The sequence below is a fragment of the Pseudomonas auratipiscis genome, assembly GCF_036324085.1.
Taxonomy (GTDB): Bacteria; Pseudomonadota; Gammaproteobacteria; order Pseudomonadales; family Pseudomonadaceae; genus Aquipseudomonas; species Aquipseudomonas auratipiscis.
Genome location: NZ_JAZDCU010000001.1, coordinates 139,948 through 156,258 on the forward strand (window position 1 = coordinate 139,948; position 16,311 = coordinate 156,258).

Here is a 16,311-nt window from a genome sequence, read left to right on the forward strand (position 1 = left end):
CAGGCTAGCCTGGCGAAGTAATCTCAAATTAGAAACTAAAGTCTCGTTATTGAGACGAAAGCCCCAGCGCAACCAATTTTTTATACAAGGTAGACCGGCCCAGCCCCAGTTCCTTCGCCGCCTTTGGCACGCTGCCTGCGCAGCGGGCAAGGGTTGTACCGAGCAACTGTCGCTCAAAATCGGCACAGGCCTGCTTATAACTCACTGGCGCAGTTTCCCGCTCAAGTGGCTCGAAGTTGCCCATCGCTGCCTGCAGGTCCCGAGCGTTCAGCTGCGTCTGGTCAGCCAGCAACGTCGTGCGTTCCAACACATTGCGCAGTTCGCGGATGTTGCCTGGCCAGGTGTGGCGGGCCAATAACGACTGCGCTCCGGCGTCCAGTTCGTGCTGGCTGCCCAACTCTTCAAGAATCGCTTCGCTCAAGGCTGGCAGGTCTTCCAGGCGCTCACGCAATGCCGGGACATGAATCGGCAAGACGTTCAGCCGGTAGTACAGGTCGGCACGGAACTCGCCACGCGCCATTGCCGCGCCAAGATCGGTCGAGGTCGCGGCGATGATTCTTACATCACTGTGCATCATCTGATTGGAACCCACCGGCTCGTACTCCTTCTCCTGCAGTACCCGCAGCAACTTGCTCTGCAATGGCAGCGGCATGTCGCCGATTTCATCGAGAAACAGGGTACCGCCCTCCGCCAGTTGCAGCTTGCCCGGACGGCCCTTGCGGTCGGCACCGGTAAAAGCGCCGGGTGCGGTGCCGAAGAATTCGGCTTCCAGCAAGGTTTCTGGAATGGCAGCGCTGTTGATGCTGACAAAGGGCTTGTGCGCCCTGGGTGAAGCGGCGTGAATGGCATGGGCAAGCAGCTCTTTGCCGGTGCCCGTTTCCCCCAGCAACAAAATGGATGAGTCGCTGCTGGCGCCGCGCCGGGCGCGGCGCTTGACTTCAAGACTGGCGGCGCTGGTGCCGATGAACTGCGCAAAGCTGTACTTGGCCTGGCGTGCACGCAGCAGCGAACGGGTCGAGGCCAGCTCTTGCTGCATGCTGGCGTAGCGCTTGAGCAGCGGCGACAGCCTGCGCAGTTCATCGAACAGGGCAAAGCCAATGGCACCGATCAACTCGCCCTGCGCGTCGTGGACCGGCAGGCGCATCACCACCAATGGCTCTTTGGGGGTGTCGAGCATGTCCAGGAGGATAGGTCGACCGTTGCTGATCACCTCGCGCATCAAGCTGCCGGGAATCACGCTCTCGCAGGGTTGGCCGATGACGCTGGCTGCATCTTCGAGGCCAAACCGGCGGGCGTAGCGTTCGTTCATCCACACAATCCGCGCATCGCGGTCGACGATAAGGGTGCCCTCGCTGAACTGCTCGATGATTTCGAACAGCGAACGAATCGCCAGTTGGCGCACCTGTTGGTAATCCTTGAGGCTGTCACTGGCAGGCATGGGCCACTCTCTTGAGCTTGAAAGCTGCGATTATGCCCGTGGATCGAAGGCTTCGCGCAAGGCATCGCCAATGAACACCAACAGTGACAGGATCAAGGCCAGAGCAAAGAACGCGGTAAAGCCCAGCCAGGGCGCCTGCAGGTTCTGCTTGCCCTGATTGACCAACTCGCCGAGCGAGGCACTTCCGGCGGGCATGCCGAAGCCGAGAAAGTCCAGAGCGGTAAGGGTGGTGATCGCGCCGGTGAGAATGAACGGCAAATAAGTGAAGGTGGCATTCATGGCATTGGGCAAGATATGCCGCAGGATCACGCCGCTGTCTTGCAGGCCCAGGGCGCGTGCGGCCTGTACGTACTCAAGGTTGCGCCCGCGAAGAAATTCGGCGCGCACCACGTCCACCAGGGCCAGCCAGGAAAACAGCGCCATTATCCCCAGCAGCCACCAGAAGCTCGGCTCGACAAAGCCACTGAGGATAATCAGCAGGTAAAGTACCGGCAGGCCGGACCAGACCTCCAGCAAGCGTTGGCCGATCAGGTCCACCCAGCCGCCGTGATAACCCTGCAAGGCGCCAGCGGCAATACCAATCACCGTGCTGATCAAGGTCAGGGCCAGGGCAAACAGGATCGATACCCGTGTGCCGTAGAGCACTCGTGCCAATACATCGCGGGCCTGGTCGTCGGTGCCTAGCCAGTTGGTCGGCGAAGGTGGACTAGGGGCGGGCTGCTGCAGGTCGTAATTGGGCGTGTCGGCACTGAATGGCACGGGGGCGAACAGCATCCATCCGCCCTGATCCTTGATCAGCCTTTGCACATATTGGCTGCGGTAATCCGGTTGAAAAGGCAGCTGACCGCCGAAGATCTGCTCGGTGTAACGCTTGAATGCCGGGAAATACAGTTGTCCTTGGTAACCCATCACCAGTGGCTTGTCATTGGCCACCAGTTCCGCGCCCAGGCTCAACACCAGCATTACAGCGAATAGCCACAGCGAATACCAGCCGCGGCGATTGCGCCGAAAGCGCTGCAGGCGTCTGCGCGAAATGGGCGAGAGACTGAACATCAGTGTGCCCTCGTGGCAAAGTCGATACGTGGATCGACCACGGTGTAGCAGAGGTCCCCCAGCAGACGGATCAGCAGGCCGAACAAGGTAAAGATGAACAGCGAACCAAACACCACAGGGTAGTCTCGGGAGACGGCAGCTTCGTAGCTCATGCGTCCAAGTCCATCGAGGGAGAAAATCACCTCGATCAGCAAGGAGCCGGCGAAGAACACACTGATCAATGCCTGGGGAATGCCTGCGACCACCAGCAGGATGGCGTTGCGAAATACATGGCCGTACAACACACGACGCTCGCTCAGGCCCTTGGCGCGGGCAGTGATGACGTACTGGCGGGTAATTTCGTTGAGAAAGGCGTTCTTGGTCAGCAACGTCAGGGTGGCAAAGCCACCGATCACCAGAGCGCCTACCGGTAGCACCAGGTGCCAGAAGTAATCGGCCAACTTGCCCAGCAGGCTCAACTGGTCGAAGTTCTCCGAGACCAGCCCTCGAACCGGGAACCAGTTCAGTGAGGTGCCTCCGGCGAACAGCACGATCAGCAACAAGGCAAACAGGAATGAAGGCAGGGCGTAGCCAATCACTATCAGGCTGCTGCTCCAGGCGTCGAAGGCGGTGCCGTGGCGTATCGCCTTGCGAATGCCCAGCGGGATCGAAACCAGGTAGGTGATCAGGGTGGCCCAGAAGCCAAGGGAGAGGGTCACGGGCATTTTCTCCAGGATCAGGTCGGTTACCTTGGCGCCGCGAAAGAAACTGTTGCCGAAATCCAGGTGGGCGTATTGGCTGAGCATTAGCCACAGCCGTTCAGGGGCGGATTTGTCGAAACCGTACTGGCGCTTTATGTCTTCGATAAGCTTCGGGTCCAGGCCGCGGCTGGCCCGGGAGCTGGCGTGCAGGGCTTCGACATTTGCCCCCGGCGCACCGCCGCCGATGCCTTGCAAGCGTGCAATGGCTTGTTCCACCGGCCCACCGGGCGCGGACTGGACGATGACGAAGTTGACCAGCAGGATGATCAGCAAGGTGGGAATGATCAGTAGCAGTCGACGCAGAATGTAGGCGGTCATGGCTGCTCCTTGAGACGCTCGGCCATCTGCGCGTTGGTCAACGCCGTCGGGCTGACTTCCCACCAGCTGTCCAGGCCTTCATCGTTGCTCGGCTGTACCTTGGGCAGGCCAAAGCGGTTCCACCACACCGTCGAGGAGCCTCGTGGGTAGTAATTGGGAATCCAGTAGTAATTCCAGCTCAGTACCCGATCCAGGGCGTGGGCGTGACGGAGCATGTCGGCTTTGCTTTCGGCCTTGACCAGGCCGTCGAGCAATTGGTCCACCGCCGGGTCCTGGAGCGCCATGTAGTTGTTCGAGCCTGGGTCGTTGGCCGCTGCCGAACCAAAGAAGTTGTACAGTTCAAGGCCCGGAGAAGGCGACACCGGGTAGCCGGTAACGATCAGGTCGTAGTCCCGAGCCATGAGGCGGTTGACGTACTGCGAGGCGTCGATCCGGCGGATGTCCATGCTGATGCCGATCTGCGCCAGATTGCGCTTCCATGGCAGCAACAGACGCTCGAAACCGGCCTGGCCGTTGAGAAAGGTAAATGCCAGTGGCTCGCCCTGGGCGTTGACCAGTTGATCGCCCTCCGGCTTCCAGCCTGCAGCGCTCAGCAGTTCAAGGGCTTGCAACTGCTTGTCGCGAATCAGCCCGGAGCCGTCGGTGCGGGGGGCCAGAAATACCTGGCTGAAGACTTCATCCGGGACCTGCCCGCGCAACGGTTCAAGCAGCTTGAGCTCCTGGGCATCCGGCAAGGCACGAGCCGCCAGAGCGCTGTTGGCAAAAAAGCTCTGTTGGCGGATGTACATGTTGCGCATCATCTGCCGGTTACTCCACTCGAAGTCCCACAGCAGGGCCAGCGCCTGGCGCACGCGACGGTCTTTGAACACCGGCCGCTGCAGATTGAACACAAAGCCCTGGGCGGTCTGTGGTGCGTCCTTGGCCAGATGGGCGCGCTGCAGGCGGCCGTCGCTCAGCGCGGGGCTGTTGTAGCCGATCGAGTAACCCGTCGCCGAGAACTCGCGGTTGTAGTCGAAGCCACCGCCGCGCAGCACCTGGCGTGCGACTTCGGTATCACCGAAATACTCGATGGTGAGGTGGTCGAAGTTGTAGCGTCCACGGTTTACCGGCAGATCGCGTCCCCACCAGTGCGGATCGCGCTCGAAAGTCACGCTGCGGCCATTGTCGATCCGGCCGATTCGGTACGGGCCGCTGCCCAGCGGTGCTTCAAAACCGCCGCCGTTGGCGAAGTCTCGGTCTTTCCACCAGTGTTCAGGCAGCACTGGCAAGGTAGCCAGATCCAAAGGCAGGGTTCGGCTTTGATTGCTCTTGAAGCGAAAACGAATTTGCCGGGGGCCTTCGATCTCCACCCGTTCGACATCGGCAAACTGCGTGCGATATTTGAGATTGCCCTCACGCATCAGCAGCTCAAATGTGTAGCGTACGTCCTCGGCGCGAATGGCTTGGCCATCGGCAAAGCGTGCACGCGGGTCCAGATAAAAACGTAGCCAGCGACCATCGGGGTCCCGTTCAAGCTGGCGGGCAATCAGCCCATACACAGTGTAGGGCTCGTCCTGGGAACGCACGGCAAGGGGGGCATACAGCCAGCCATCGACCTCGGCAATGCCGATGCCCTTGTCGATATAAGGCAGGATATGGTCGAACTGGCCGATCTCGATCGCCGAGCGGCGTAGGCTGCCGCCTTTGGGGGCGTCGGGATTGGCGTAGGCGAAGTGCTGGAAGGAGGCAGGATAGCGAGGCGACTCGCCATAAACAGTCAGGGCATGCCCAGGGGCTGACAACGCAGCTTGGCTCCAGGCCAGGGCCAGAGCAAGCATTACAGCAAGAAGGGAAGATCCGGTTTGCAAGCGCCTGACTACCTGTGCCCACGATTGTGGCTGAAGCTTAGCAGGTCAGACCGCAGTGCTTGAACCGGCCCTGGCGGGCCGGCTCAATGGTGGACTCAGTCCTGGCGGCTGGTTACTTCCAGCAGGTGATAACCGAACTGGGTTTTCACCGGGCCTTGCACAGTGTTGACCGGAGCGCTGAAGACGACGGTGTCGAACTCCTTGACCATCTGGCCTGGGCCAAAGGAGCCCAGGTCGCCGCCCTGACGGCTGGATGGGCAGGTGGAGTTGGCTTTGGCGACTTCAGCGAAATCGGCACCGGCTTCGATCTGAGCCTTCAGTTCATTGCACTTGTCTTCAGTGGCAACCAGGATGTGACGGGCAGTGGCTTTGGCCATGGGACATACTCCTTTTCCAGAAAGTGCCGAGACTACCGGATTAGCGCCGATTTTTCCTGGGAAATGTTGCGCAGAGATGCCGCACCCTGACGCAACAGCGCTTGCGTGGCGTCCCATCCCAGGCAGCCATCGGTGATGGAGACACCGTATTCAAGCGCTCCTTTGCCCAGTGCCTGGCAACCATCGAACAAGTGCCCTTCGAGCATCATGCCGATAATCGAACGATCGCCATCGAGGCGCTGACGCAACACATCGTCGAACACCGCTGGTTGGCGCAAGGGGTCCTTGCCGCTGTTGGCATGGCTGCAGTCGACCATGATCCGCGGGGCCAGCCCGGCCTTGATCAGCCCTTGGCGAGCCGCTGCCACGCTGGCTCGGTCGTAGTTCGGCCCTTGGTGACCACCGCGAAGTACCAGGTGGGTGTCCGGGTTGCCCAGGGTTTCGATAATCGCCGGGTAGCCTTGGGTATCCATGCCGAAGTGGCGGTGTGCATGGGCCGCGCTGCGCATTGCGTCGCTGGCGATGGCAACGCCACCGTCGGTGCCGTTCTTGAAGCCCACAGGAAGCGCCAGGCCACTGACCATCTCACGGTGAATCTGCGACTCGGTAGTACGCGCGCCGATGGCCGCCCAGCTAAGCAGGTCATCGAAGTAGCCGGCCGCCATCGGCTGCAGCAGTTCAGTGGCAATCGGCAGGCCGCGCTCAAGCATGCCCAGCATCAACCCACGCGACAGTGCGATGCCCGCGTGCATGTCGTCGCTACCATCCAGGTGTGGGTCGTAGGTCAGTCCTTTCCAGCCAACAGTGGTGCGCGGTTTTTCAACGTAGGCGCGCATGACCAGCAGCAGTTGATCGCTGACTGCTGCGTTGAGGGCAGCGAGACGGTCGGCGTATTCCAGGGCTGAGCGCGGGTCATGGATAGAGCATGGGCCGACAATGACCAGCAGGCGTGGGTCACGGCCTTCGAGAATGGCGCGGACGGCCTGGCGATGGTGATCGACCTGATGGGCGAGGGCGGTACTGAGCGGCATTTGCTGCTTGAGCAAGTGCGGGCTGGGCAGGCGTTGGCTGACAGCGGAGTTGGCAGCTTGAGGTTGGGTCAGGGGCAGAGCGAGCGAAGACGATTGCATGGCGATTTTTTCCCTGGGCAGACGGCGGGTTCAAGCCCGCGTTGTCGGCCCTATCGAGGTGTTCGACAAAGAGCCGGATTGGAATTCGGTGTGATGGCGCCACCTGTGCAGGACCGATCGGAGGCGGCAGGCTGGCCCGAACGGGATTGGCTAAATCGCCATGCAAAGCTTGGGTAACGGTGGTAGGTGGTGTAGGTCATGGGTAAATCCTCGTTATCTATTCGGTTGTCCGGGGGCCTGAAAAACAAAACCCCCGGTCGGGGAGCCGACCGGGGGTTGAGTATTCTCGTGTTCGGCGGCCCCTTGAAAGTGGGCGCCGGTGTGGGTATCAGCGGCGCCTGTGGCTAAACCAATACCCAAAATAAAATGCAGCGGGAGCGGCAGTCGCGCACTCGGCCACAGTCAGCACGGGACGCGATGGGCGACCTGCGTGTTGAGTGTGTTTGAGGGTGGTTGGCGACATGGGACTCTCCAGGTGATGGTTCCGAGCTTACTTCAGCCGTTGCTACGGTTTCAATCGCTAATTTGCATTAGTTTGATTTGGGGTGACTATTGTGGGGGGGATGGGTGTTGGTGCTTGGCTTGGGTTGGCTTGGCTTGGCTTGCGATGGGGCTCTTCGATCTGGTGCTGATCCGTTTGTTAGGGTGACGCTGAGTCACCCTTGCGCCCTTACGGCGCCTTACTTTGGCAGTCGCCCCAAAGTAAGCAAAGGGCTTGCCCCACCAGGGGCCCTACGCTGCGCTTCGGGTACCCTCGCTACGGTGTCGCTACAGGGCATTGCGATCTACGCGTTGCAAGCAACACTACGATTCGCAACTTCGGCCAAGCCGAAGGCGCTGCGCGCTAGCCCTTTCGCAACACCTTCACTCGGCCCTTCTGGTTAACGGGGCAGGTAGATCAAGATCAAAATCAAAATCAAGAGCGAAAGCAGTTCTGTGTCGCTTGCCGTTTCCTTTTGACGGTTGATTACAGGGGGTAGTGCTTGAGTTCGCGGGCGATCAGCATGCGCTGGATTTCGCTGGAGCCTTCGTAGATCTGGGTGATCCGAGCATCGCGGTAGTATCGCTCGACCGGGTAGTCCTCAAGGTAGCCATAGCCACCATGCACCTGGATCGCCTTGGAGCACACCCGCTCAGCCATTTCCGAGGCGAACAACTTGGCTTGCGAGGCTTCGCTCAGGCAGGGTTTGCCGGCGCTGCGCAGACGCGCGGCATGAAGAATCAGTAAGCGTGCAGCGTTGATCTGAACCTGCATGTCGGCCAGCAGGTTGGCAATGCTCTGGTGTTCATTGATCGGTTTGCCGAATTGGATGCGATCACGCGAATACGCCAGTGCCGCTTCGAACGCAGCGCGGGCGATCCCCAGTGCCTGGGCGGCGATGCCGATACGGCCACCTTCGAGGTTGGACAGGGCAATAGCCAGGCCCTTGCCACGCTCACCGAGCATATTGGTGGCAGGAATGCGGCAGTTGTTCAAGGTGACTGCGCAGGTGTCCGAGGCGCGGATGCCCATTTTGTGTTCGCTGCGGTCAACCACAAAACCTTCGTTGTCGGTAGGCACCAGGAATGCGGAAATACCTTTCTTGCCAAGGTCCGGGTCGGTCACCGCAAAGACAATGGCCAGGCCGGCACGACGGGCGTTGCTGACAAACTGTTTAGCGCCATTGATGACCCAGTGATCACCCTGCAGTTCGGCACGGGTACGCAAATTGTGCGCTTCTGAACCGGCCTGCGGTTCGGTCAAACAGAAGCAGCCGATCACTTCGCCGCTCGCCAGACGTTCCAGCCAGGTTTGTTGCTGTTGAGCATTGCCGTAGGCCAACAGCGGGCCGCAACCCACCGAGTTGTGGATGCTCATCAAGGCGCCGGTAGCACCATCGCCGGCAGCGATTTCCTCCACCGCCAGGGCGTAGGCGACGTAGTCGGTATAGCTGCCACCCCATTGATCGGGCACCACCATGCCGAGCAGGCCCAGTTCGCCCATTTTCTTGACCACTTCATCGTCGATCCAGCCAGCCTTTTCCCAAGCTTGGGCGTGCGGCGCGATTTCGCCACGGGCGAAGTCGCGGGCCATGTCGCGGATCATGATCTGTTCTTCAGTCAGTTCCAGGTCTTGCATCTGCATACTCCAGGCATCACAGGCCTTCGAAGAATTGATCCACGCGCGTACGGCTCAAGCCTGCGAGGGTCGGAGGGTTCCAGCGCGGCTGCTTGTCCTTGTCGATTATCAGCGCACGAACGCCCTCGATCAGGTCACCATGGTCGAACCATTGCTGGTCCAGGTGCAGTTCCATCTTGAAGCAGTCTTCAAGGCTCAGTTCGCGGCCACGACGCAGCATTTGCAGGGTGACCGCCATGCCCAGCGGCGAGCGGGTTTCCAGCAGGTCAGCGGTTTTCAGCGCCCAGTCGTGGCTATCGGCAACGGTTACGCTGCGCAGTTGTTCCACGATACTGCTGACGTCCGACAGGGCAAAGAAGTGATCGATGGCCGGGCGCAGTTTGGCCAGCGGTGCATCCTCCAATGCCTGGGTGCCAAGTTTCGCCAGTATGCCTTGCAAGTCCTTGAGCGGATGTTCGCTGAACGTCAGGGTGTCCAGTCGCTCATCAAGCAAGGCCAGCTTGCTGCTGTCGACATACCAGTCGGCCAGGCCGCAGTACAATGCATCGGCAGCTTGGATCTGAACACCGCTGACGCCCAGGTAGGTGCCCAGTTCGCCGGGTACGCGGGAGAGGAAATAGCTGCCGCCGACATCGGGGAAATAACCGATGGCGACTTCCGGCATGGCCAGGCGACTGCGTTCGGTGACGATGCGCAGTTCTGCGCCTTGTGCCAGGCCCATGCCGCCGCCCAGGGTAAAGCCGTCCATCAAGGTCAGGATGGGTTTGCGGTAATGGTGGATGGTCAGGTCGAGGGCGTATTCTTCGATGAAGAAATCCCGATGCAGGGTGTCGCCGCTCTTGTAGCTGTCGTACAGCGACCGGATGTCACCCCCGGCGCAGAAGCCCTTGGGGCCTTCGCCACGCAGGACGACGGCGTGTACCTGAGGGTCATTGGCCCAGGCATCAAGCTGTTGCTGGAGGCTGCGGACCATATCCAGGGTAATGGCGTTGAGGCCGGCGGGGCGGTTGAGGGTCAAGTGACCGATGTGGTTGCGAACCTGGGCCAGTATGGAGGCGTCAGTTGCCATTTGAGCGTGCGCGGTCATCGCTGTCTCCCTGCTTTGTTATTGATTTTCCACGTGAATTTACACGAGCTGGATAGGCGCTAGAGGATCGAGGGATCCTATCAGTGCAAATTTGCTCATTACAATCGACAAAACTGCAGGCGCAGTCTGCATTTTTGCATGGGCGTTTAGCCACCTCCACTTGTCTGGTACATCTGATCTCTCAGATCTATCGTATTCAACTTTAAGAAACTTCTGATAGAGCTTATTTCCTGTCGACGCCATAGTTCTTCAGCCCTTTCTAGGGGCCAAAAATATATAAATGGAGTTGTCATGAAAAAGTTTTTGAGCGCTGCTGTATTGGTTTCCGCTGCCGCCCTGATCGGTGGCTGCACCAGCTATAACATCAGCCAGCCGATCGCTCCGGTAGTGGGATCGGTAAAAACCGACCTTAAAGCCGACGTTGCTGTTGGGGAGCAGATCAGCGGCCAATCGAACGTCAACATCCTGTTCGGTTTCATCAAGCTCGGTGGTGACAGCCAGTTCGCCGATGGCGTGACCTACGGTGCGGATGGCGGTTCGGGCCTGGGCCTGGCAGCATTTGATCCGGTCTCTGCGGCCAAGGCTGCAGCCGCGTTCAAAGCGGTGAAGAGCAGCGACGCCGACTTGATTGTCGCTCCGCGCTACGAAGTTTCGGTTCAAGACTACTTCGTGTTCAAAAAGGTCGACGTGAAAGTGACCGGTAGCAAAGGCAGCATCAAGAACATTCGTTAAGTTTTGCCGGGCTGGGTGCAATGCCCAGCCTGCTCTATCACCCTTCTGGTTTCGACGCTAACGTCCTGCTGGCGCAATCGGTGAAGCGGACCGGTTGCTCGTCATTCAAATTACGAACTGTCTCATTTTACCTGCGGGGTAAGCGCTATAGGCTGAAGCTGCTGATCAGGCATGCGGAAATTTGGCGGACGCATGCGGGAAGGCTTAATCCGAACCCGTCATCCGAGGGAAATGTATGAGCGAGGACGATGCATCGAAAGCCTTACACAGGGCAGAATCGATGTGCGTGCTGTTGGTTGAAGACCATGTGTTCCAGCGGGAATACGTGGCCCAACAGCTGCGTACAGATATCGGTGCTGAGGTGGAGTGCGCTTCAAACGGCATTCAGGCGTTGGAAATGTTGAAGCTCAAGCGCTACGCCCTGGTGATCTGCGATTTGGCCATGCCCGACATGGACGGCATTGTGTTTATTAAACGCTTGGCGCAGTTGAATGAAAAGCCGGACCTCATTGTACTGTCTTCCCAACCCGCCTCGCTTATTCAGCTGGTAGAACGTTTGGCGAATTCGTTGGGCTTCAAGCAACTGAGTGCCTTGGCCAAGCCGCTCAACTCAAGTGAGCTCAGTGCGACCCTGCGTCGGTTTGAAAGCGCACGCAGCCAGTTGCAGTCGCCTTCAGTTACGAGCGCTGCAGCTTCGATGCCCTCCGGCTCAATCGAAATACTTGAAGGGTTGATCGCAAACCAGTTCACGGCCTGGTACCAACCCCAACACGATATAAACACTGCCAGGATTGTGGGGGTGGAGGTGCTCGCACGCTGGAATCACCCCACCAGAGGTTTGCTCTTGCCCTCGGAATTCCTGAGAACGATTATTGCCTCGGGATGGATCAATCAGCTTAACTGCATGCTCCTGGAAAAAGCCTTGAAGGCCCAGGCTGCGTGGCGGCTGATGGGCCGGCCGCTAACTTTATCGTTCAACCTCCCGGTATCGCTGCTTTCCGATGAGTCACTTCCCGAACGTCTGCTCAGCATCGTCGAACACTGTGGCGCTGACCCGGCAACGTTGATGCTGGAATTAACTGAAACGACAGAAACCGACGACTACAGCGATTACCTGGCAGGTGCGGCGCGGCTAAAACTCAAAGGCTTCAAGTTGTCCATCGATGACTACGGAACGGGCTACTCATCCTTGTTGAATTTAATGTCCATTCCGTTTGACGAAATCAAGATCGATCGAGTTTTTGTTCATGGCGCTCATAAGAGCGCAGTGGCGCAGGCGGCACTGGAAAGCAGCATTTCCCTGGCCCGACGGCTGAACATAAAGGTGGTTGCGGAGGGGGTCGAAGACCCTCATGACCTGGCGCTACTTAAAGCGCTCGGGTGCTCAATAGCGCAAGGCTACCTCTTCAGCAGGCCCATGCCTGCGTCAGCACTGGAGGAGCACCTACGAGGCTGATGGTGTGCGCATTCGGCGCTTGAGTTTATTCAAAGGAATATAAGAATTCTCCTATTCAATACCGAACGCCGGGTGAATAGTATGCTGAGATGATTAAGTATGCTGCGCGCCTTCAAGACAGTTTAACCTTAAAGCCGGAATTTGCTTATAAGCTGATTGTTTGTCTGTCGATTGCATTCGTCGTGGGTGTGCTGGGTGCGGTGATTATGTTTTTTTATGCCTCGGTGATGTCCGAAGCCTCCGTGTACCGTAAGAATTTCAATAATGGTTACACGGCGGGGCGGGACTTTTTCGAAGAAAATGAGCTACTGCTCGCCGGCATGATCAAAGGGATAGAGTTTTTGCCCGAACCTTTGGTGGCCGTCTATCGATCGGAAGATAACAGCTTTCGTTTCGATTTCCCCCCGGCAGTTGACGGTAGAAAAGGGAGTTTGATTCTCTCTGCAAAGATGCGCAGTGGGCTTCGCAAGTCGAACCTCAACATTATTTATATGGACCGCGCAGCTGGGGTTGCCCGGTATGTATTTAACGCAAACGCGACGCATAATGGCACGTTGGATGAGGTCTTTAAAAAGCTTGCGCCTGTTGATTGGAGAAAAGAAACCGGCCATGGTCTGCAGGTTTTTCAATTGGGAGAGGGACGCGACAGAAAGTCTTACTTGTTTGAGCCTATTTCTCCTCGGCTTATGCCCAACACTTGGCTCGGTGTAGAAATTCCCCACGAACGCGTCCAGCAGTCGTTGACCACGGCAATGACGGAAGCGCCGGAATTGGGCATTAAATACCTGATTCTGGACAAAGATAGGGACGTTGTCAGTGGTGTTCCGCAGCCTGATCTGACGCGAAGAAGCACACAGCTTTTTTTGAATGCACTAAAAAATAACAACGATGGCTTTGAAAGTTATGGCGCTCCGATATTCAAAGTGTTTCTGAAGAAAGAGCTGGGCGGTGGCCAGCGCTGGGTTGTTTACTATGCGAGCCACAGTGACGTGCTATGGCAAATGCGCTATTCGTTGGTGTCGGGTGTCGTTATTTTTCTTGCAGCCCTTGTTTCGGCCTGCGTCGTCATGCGCTACGTGCGGCGTGCTGTGTTTGAGCCCGCTCAAGAACAGGCAATGCAACTTCTGGAGCGTGAAGCGTTCAACCGAACCATGCTGGACTTGGCGCCGGTGGGTATCTGTGTGTTTAGCCGCTACAGCGGAGAGTTGTTACTTCAAAGTGAAAGCGCTCGGGCCATGCTCGCGTCTTACGTCAAGGTAGGCGACGGTCGCACAAGCTTGCGAGATTTTTTTATGAGCATCCCACTCGCAGAAGGTGAGTCGACGCTTCGCACCGGGGTAACAACCTTCACTGTCCAGGATCATTCACCGCGACACCTGCATATTTCAGTGGCGGAGTTGCACTACAACGATCAGCCCGTGCTGTTTTTTTCGTTTGTCGATGATAGCGAGCGCAGGCACGCGGAATTGATGCTGGCGGCGGCCAAAGAAACAGCCGATGAGGCCAACGCCTCCAAGTCGACGTTCCTGGCGATGATGAGTCATGAAATCCGCACGCCGCTGCATGGTGTATTGGGAACATTGGAACTGTTGGCGAACACACCCTTGCAGCCACAACAACACGGCTATCTGAGTGCCATTGAGCATTCCTCCAATTACCTGTTGCACATCATCGATGACATTCTGGATTTCTCCAAGATAGAGGCAGACCAGCTGACGTTGGAACTAAGCCAATTCAATCTGATACAGCTGATAGAAGATGTAACCCATAGCTTCATTTCCCTGGCACGGAAAAAAAGCGTCGACGTTTACTGCTGCCTACAACCGGACTTACCTCTCCTCATCGGCGATCGAAATCGTTTGCAGCAAGTGCTAAGTAATTTGCTCAGCAACGCAGTCAAGTTTACCGACAGCGGCAAGATCGTCGTTCGCCTCGCTGGCAGCGAAAATGCAGCAGGTAGCGTTGATGTGCGTATACAGGTTTGCGACTCGGGCATTGGCATTCGCAAGGCAGCGCAGGACAAGCTATTTGAGCCGTTCAATCAGGCTGATAGCTCGACGGCCCGGCGTTATGGCGGTACAGGCCTGGGTTTGGCGATTTGCCGCAAGCTTGTGGCGTTGATGGGGGGCACAATCGAACTGGTCAGCGAAGTAGGACTTGGCAGCAGTTTTACCTTGTTGCTTGATTTGCCAAGTGCCGGAAAACAGCAACCCATCAGCCTGGCTGGGCTGCCGGCTGTCCAGGTGTTTGCAGGCGCGAACGAGCAACGCGAAACATTGCTTGCGTTGATTGCGTATGCAGGAGGGCAAGCACAGCCTATGACATCTTCGTCATCAGGTAAGCCAAGCAATGACCTGTTGTTAGTCGGCTGGCCACACCGCCCTCAAACATCAGTCACCAATAACTTTGCTGCCGTTGTCTGGCTTGAACCGCAAGGTGTTGCAATACCTGAATTGCACAGCGACGGCTGGCATGTAAGCGGCTTGTGTCAGCAGGGTATTTTGCAGGCATTGCTGCAAGCGGGCGGTGGCGACGCGGTAGAAGCCCGTGCCGCGCCTTTGTCTTTACCTGCGCAGCTTAAGCCACTGCGCGTACTGGCAGTAGAAGATCACCCCATAAACCAGTTGGTGCTTACCGACCAGCTGCAGCAATTAGGCTGCCAGGTAACGATGAGCGCGAATGGACGTGAAGCTTTGCAGCGTTTGCAGCAAGGAGAGTTTTTCGACGTCATATTGACCGACGTGAACATGCCTGAACTCGATGGCTATCAGTTGACACGACAGCTACGCGCAGAAGGAATCGATGTGCCCATTGTTGGTGTGACAGCCAATGCTCAGGCGGATGAGGGCGAACGCTGCATGCAGGCGGGCATGGATGGTTATTTGCTCAAACCTTTTTCGCTCACGGGGTTACGCGCGGCGTTGCAAACGGTGGGCGTGTGCGTTGCTGAAGTTTCGAAACCCAATGTGAATGCCAAACTCGACGAGATCAAGCCGACGATGCGAGATTTATTTATTTCGACTACCCGGCACGATTGGGTGTCAATGATGAGTGCGCTGTCAGAGGGTAACGCCCTGGCTGTCACCCGGTATGTGCATCGAATCAAAGGTGCGCTTGCAACCATCGGTGCATTGAATGCCGAAGACTTTCTGCACCTTGAGGAAGTTGCCGCTTCAGGTGATTTATCACGGATAAATAGTTGCCTGGTGAGCTTGAAGGAATACCTCGAACCTATCTTGGAGACGTCGTCATGACCCTTAAGGTGGTGTTGGCAGACGATCATCCGATTGTGTTGTTCGGCGTGCGTATGATTCTTGAGCGTGAGCCAGGCATAGAAGTCTGCGGGCAGGCGCAGGACTCGACCGCGCTGGCCGAGTTAATCGACAAAGTAAAGCCCGACGTGCTGGTCAGTGACTTTTACATGCCTGGCGGAAAGCATGGGGATGGCTTGACCCTGGTGTCGTTCGTTAAGCGACGCTATCCAAAATTGAAGCTGATTATCCTCACCATGATGACCAACCCGTCGGTACTGAAAAATATTGCCAATGCCGGTACAGATGGTGTTTTGCTCAAGAGTGCAGGGCAGGACAACCTGGTGGATGCAATTCGAGCAGTTGTACAAGGCAAAAAGTACATCGGTGCCGCGGTCAAAAAGTTGATCAGCGAGGCCAAGGTCGAAGACTTCAACTCGCGGGGCCAGCAAGAAAACAGAGAGCTTTCGGTAAGAGAGTCTGAAGTGCTGCGCCTGTTCGTGGCCGGTCATACGGTTTCCGAAATCGCTACCATCCTCAATCGAAGCGTGAAAACTATCAGCCATCAGAAAATATCTGCGCAGCAAAAGCTCGGCATCGCCAACGATAGAGGACTGTACGAGTATGCCTTGAGGAACGGCCTACTTTGAATGTTTACCGGCCGCGGTGCTAAAAATGCACTAGCCTAATGCTCGCAACCCGTCGACGCTGGTTGCATGAGAGCCCGGCACAGGGCCCGTAGAACTGACCGTGGAGCAAGGAA

The 16,311-nt window shown here is 57.5% G+C and carries 12 protein-coding genes; 4 read left to right on the forward strand and 8 right to left on the reverse strand.

Annotated features, from left to right (window positions below; all coding sequences use genetic code 11):
* Positions 1-46 precede the first annotated feature (46 nt).
* The 8 genes from V0R60_RS00680 to V0R60_RS00715 form a co-directional block, all read right to left on the reverse strand.
* The gene (locus V0R60_RS00680; RefSeq protein WP_330078679.1) at positions 47-1,438 is read right to left on the reverse strand and encodes a sigma-54 interaction domain-containing protein; all 1,392 of its coding nucleotides are present in this window, start codon (positions 1,436-1,438) and stop codon (positions 47-49) included.
* A gap of 30 nt (positions 1,439-1,468) precedes the next feature.
* Positions 1,469-2,491, reverse strand: a complete 1,023-nt coding sequence (locus V0R60_RS00685) for an ABC transporter permease (RefSeq protein ID WP_330078678.1) — start codon at positions 2,489-2,491, stop codon at positions 1,469-1,471.
* Positions 2,491-3,549: a microcin C ABC transporter permease YejB gene (locus tag V0R60_RS00690; RefSeq protein ID WP_330078677.1), complete on the reverse strand. Its 1,059-nt coding sequence runs from the start codon at positions 3,547-3,549 to the stop codon at positions 2,491-2,493. The genes V0R60_RS00685 and V0R60_RS00690 overlap by 1 nt, the downstream gene beginning before the upstream one ends.
* Positions 3,546-5,366 carry an extracellular solute-binding protein gene (locus V0R60_RS00695; protein ID WP_330078749.1) on the reverse strand — a complete coding sequence of 607 codons (1,821 nt, stop codon included), beginning with the start codon at positions 5,364-5,366 and terminating at the stop codon, positions 3,546-3,548. Before V0R60_RS00695 ends, V0R60_RS00690 begins: the two co-directional genes overlap by 4 nt.
* Positions 5,367-5,491: 125 nt before the next feature.
* On the reverse strand, positions 5,492-5,773 hold the full coding sequence (locus V0R60_RS00700) for a peptidylprolyl isomerase (protein WP_045201958.1): 282 nt from the start codon (positions 5,771-5,773) through the stop codon (positions 5,492-5,494).
* Between the two features lie 32 nt (positions 5,774-5,805).
* On the reverse strand, positions 5,806-6,903 hold the full coding sequence (locus V0R60_RS00705; protein WP_136476411.1) for a 3-deoxy-7-phosphoheptulonate synthase: 1,098 nt from the start codon (positions 6,901-6,903) through the stop codon (positions 5,806-5,808).
* Positions 6,904-7,870: 967 nt separating this feature from the next.
* Positions 7,871-9,022, reverse strand: coding sequence for an acyl-CoA dehydrogenase family protein (locus tag V0R60_RS00710; RefSeq protein WP_136476409.1), 1,152 nt, complete (start codon positions 9,020-9,022; stop codon positions 7,871-7,873).
* Positions 9,023-9,038: 16 nt separating this feature from the next.
* Entirely contained in the window at positions 9,039-10,109 is a 1,071-nt protein-coding gene (locus tag V0R60_RS00715) for an enoyl-CoA hydratase/isomerase family protein (RefSeq protein WP_330078676.1), read from the reverse strand.
* Positions 10,110-10,400: 291 nt separating this feature from the next.
* On the opposite strand from V0R60_RS00715, the gene V0R60_RS00720 reads away from it, so the two are divergent.
* The 4 genes from V0R60_RS00720 (at position 10,401) to V0R60_RS00735 (ending at position 16,198) form a co-directional block, all read left to right on the forward strand.
* Positions 10,401-10,841, forward strand: coding sequence for a hypothetical protein (locus V0R60_RS00720; protein WP_330078675.1), 441 nt, complete (start codon positions 10,401-10,403; stop codon positions 10,839-10,841).
* A gap of 235 nt (positions 10,842-11,076) precedes the next feature.
* Complete coding sequence (locus tag V0R60_RS00725; protein WP_330078674.1) at positions 11,077-12,297, forward strand: EAL domain-containing response regulator; 1,221 nt, start codon at positions 11,077-11,079, stop codon at positions 12,295-12,297.
* An 89-nt stretch (positions 12,298-12,386) separates the two neighbouring features.
* Positions 12,387-15,551 carry a hybrid sensor histidine kinase/response regulator gene (locus V0R60_RS00730; RefSeq protein WP_330078673.1) on the forward strand — a complete coding sequence of 1,055 codons (3,165 nt, stop codon included), beginning with the start codon at positions 12,387-12,389 and terminating at the stop codon, positions 15,549-15,551.
* Positions 15,497-16,198: a response regulator gene (locus V0R60_RS00735; RefSeq protein ID WP_330078672.1), complete on the forward strand. Its 702-nt coding sequence runs from the start codon at positions 15,497-15,499 to the stop codon at positions 16,196-16,198. Before V0R60_RS00730 ends, V0R60_RS00735 begins: the two co-directional genes overlap by 55 nt.
* Positions 16,199-16,311: the final 113 nt, after the last annotated feature.

Bases quoted from the DNA above. Each gene is read 5' to 3' on its own strand.
- V0R60_RS00680 (WP_330078679.1), bottom strand. From the start codon at position 1,438: ATGCCTGCCAGTGACAGCCTCAAGGATTACCAACAGGTGCGCCAACTG.
- V0R60_RS00685 (WP_330078678.1), bottom strand. From the start codon at position 2,491: ATGTTCAGTCTCTCGCCCATTTCGCGCAGACGCCTGCAGCGCTTTCGG.
- V0R60_RS00690 (WP_330078677.1), bottom strand. From the start codon at position 3,549: ATGACCGCCTACATTCTGCGTCGACTGCTACTGATCATTCCCACCTTG.
- V0R60_RS00695 (WP_330078749.1), bottom strand. From the start codon at position 5,366: ATGCTTGCTCTGGCCCTGGCCTGGAGCCAAGCTGCGTTGTCAGCCCCT.
- V0R60_RS00700 (WP_045201958.1), bottom strand. From the start codon at position 5,773: ATGGCCAAAGCCACTGCCCGTCACATCCTGGTTGCCACTGAAGACAAG.
- V0R60_RS00705 (WP_136476411.1), bottom strand. From the start codon at position 6,903: ATGCAATCGTCTTCGCTCGCTCTGCCCCTGACCCAACCTCAAGCTGCC.
- V0R60_RS00710 (WP_136476409.1), bottom strand. From the start codon at position 9,022: ATGCAAGACCTGGAACTGACTGAAGAACAGATCATGATCCGCGACATG.
- V0R60_RS00715 (WP_330078676.1), bottom strand. From the start codon at position 10,109: ATGACCGCGCACGCTCAAATGGCAACTGACGCCTCCATACTGGCCCAG.
- V0R60_RS00720 (WP_330078675.1), top strand. From the start codon at position 10,401: ATGAAAAAGTTTTTGAGCGCTGCTGTATTGGTTTCCGCTGCCGCCCTG.
- V0R60_RS00725 (WP_330078674.1), top strand. From the start codon at position 11,077: ATGAGCGAGGACGATGCATCGAAAGCCTTACACAGGGCAGAATCGATG.
- V0R60_RS00730 (WP_330078673.1), top strand. From the start codon at position 12,387: ATGATTAAGTATGCTGCGCGCCTTCAAGACAGTTTAACCTTAAAGCCG.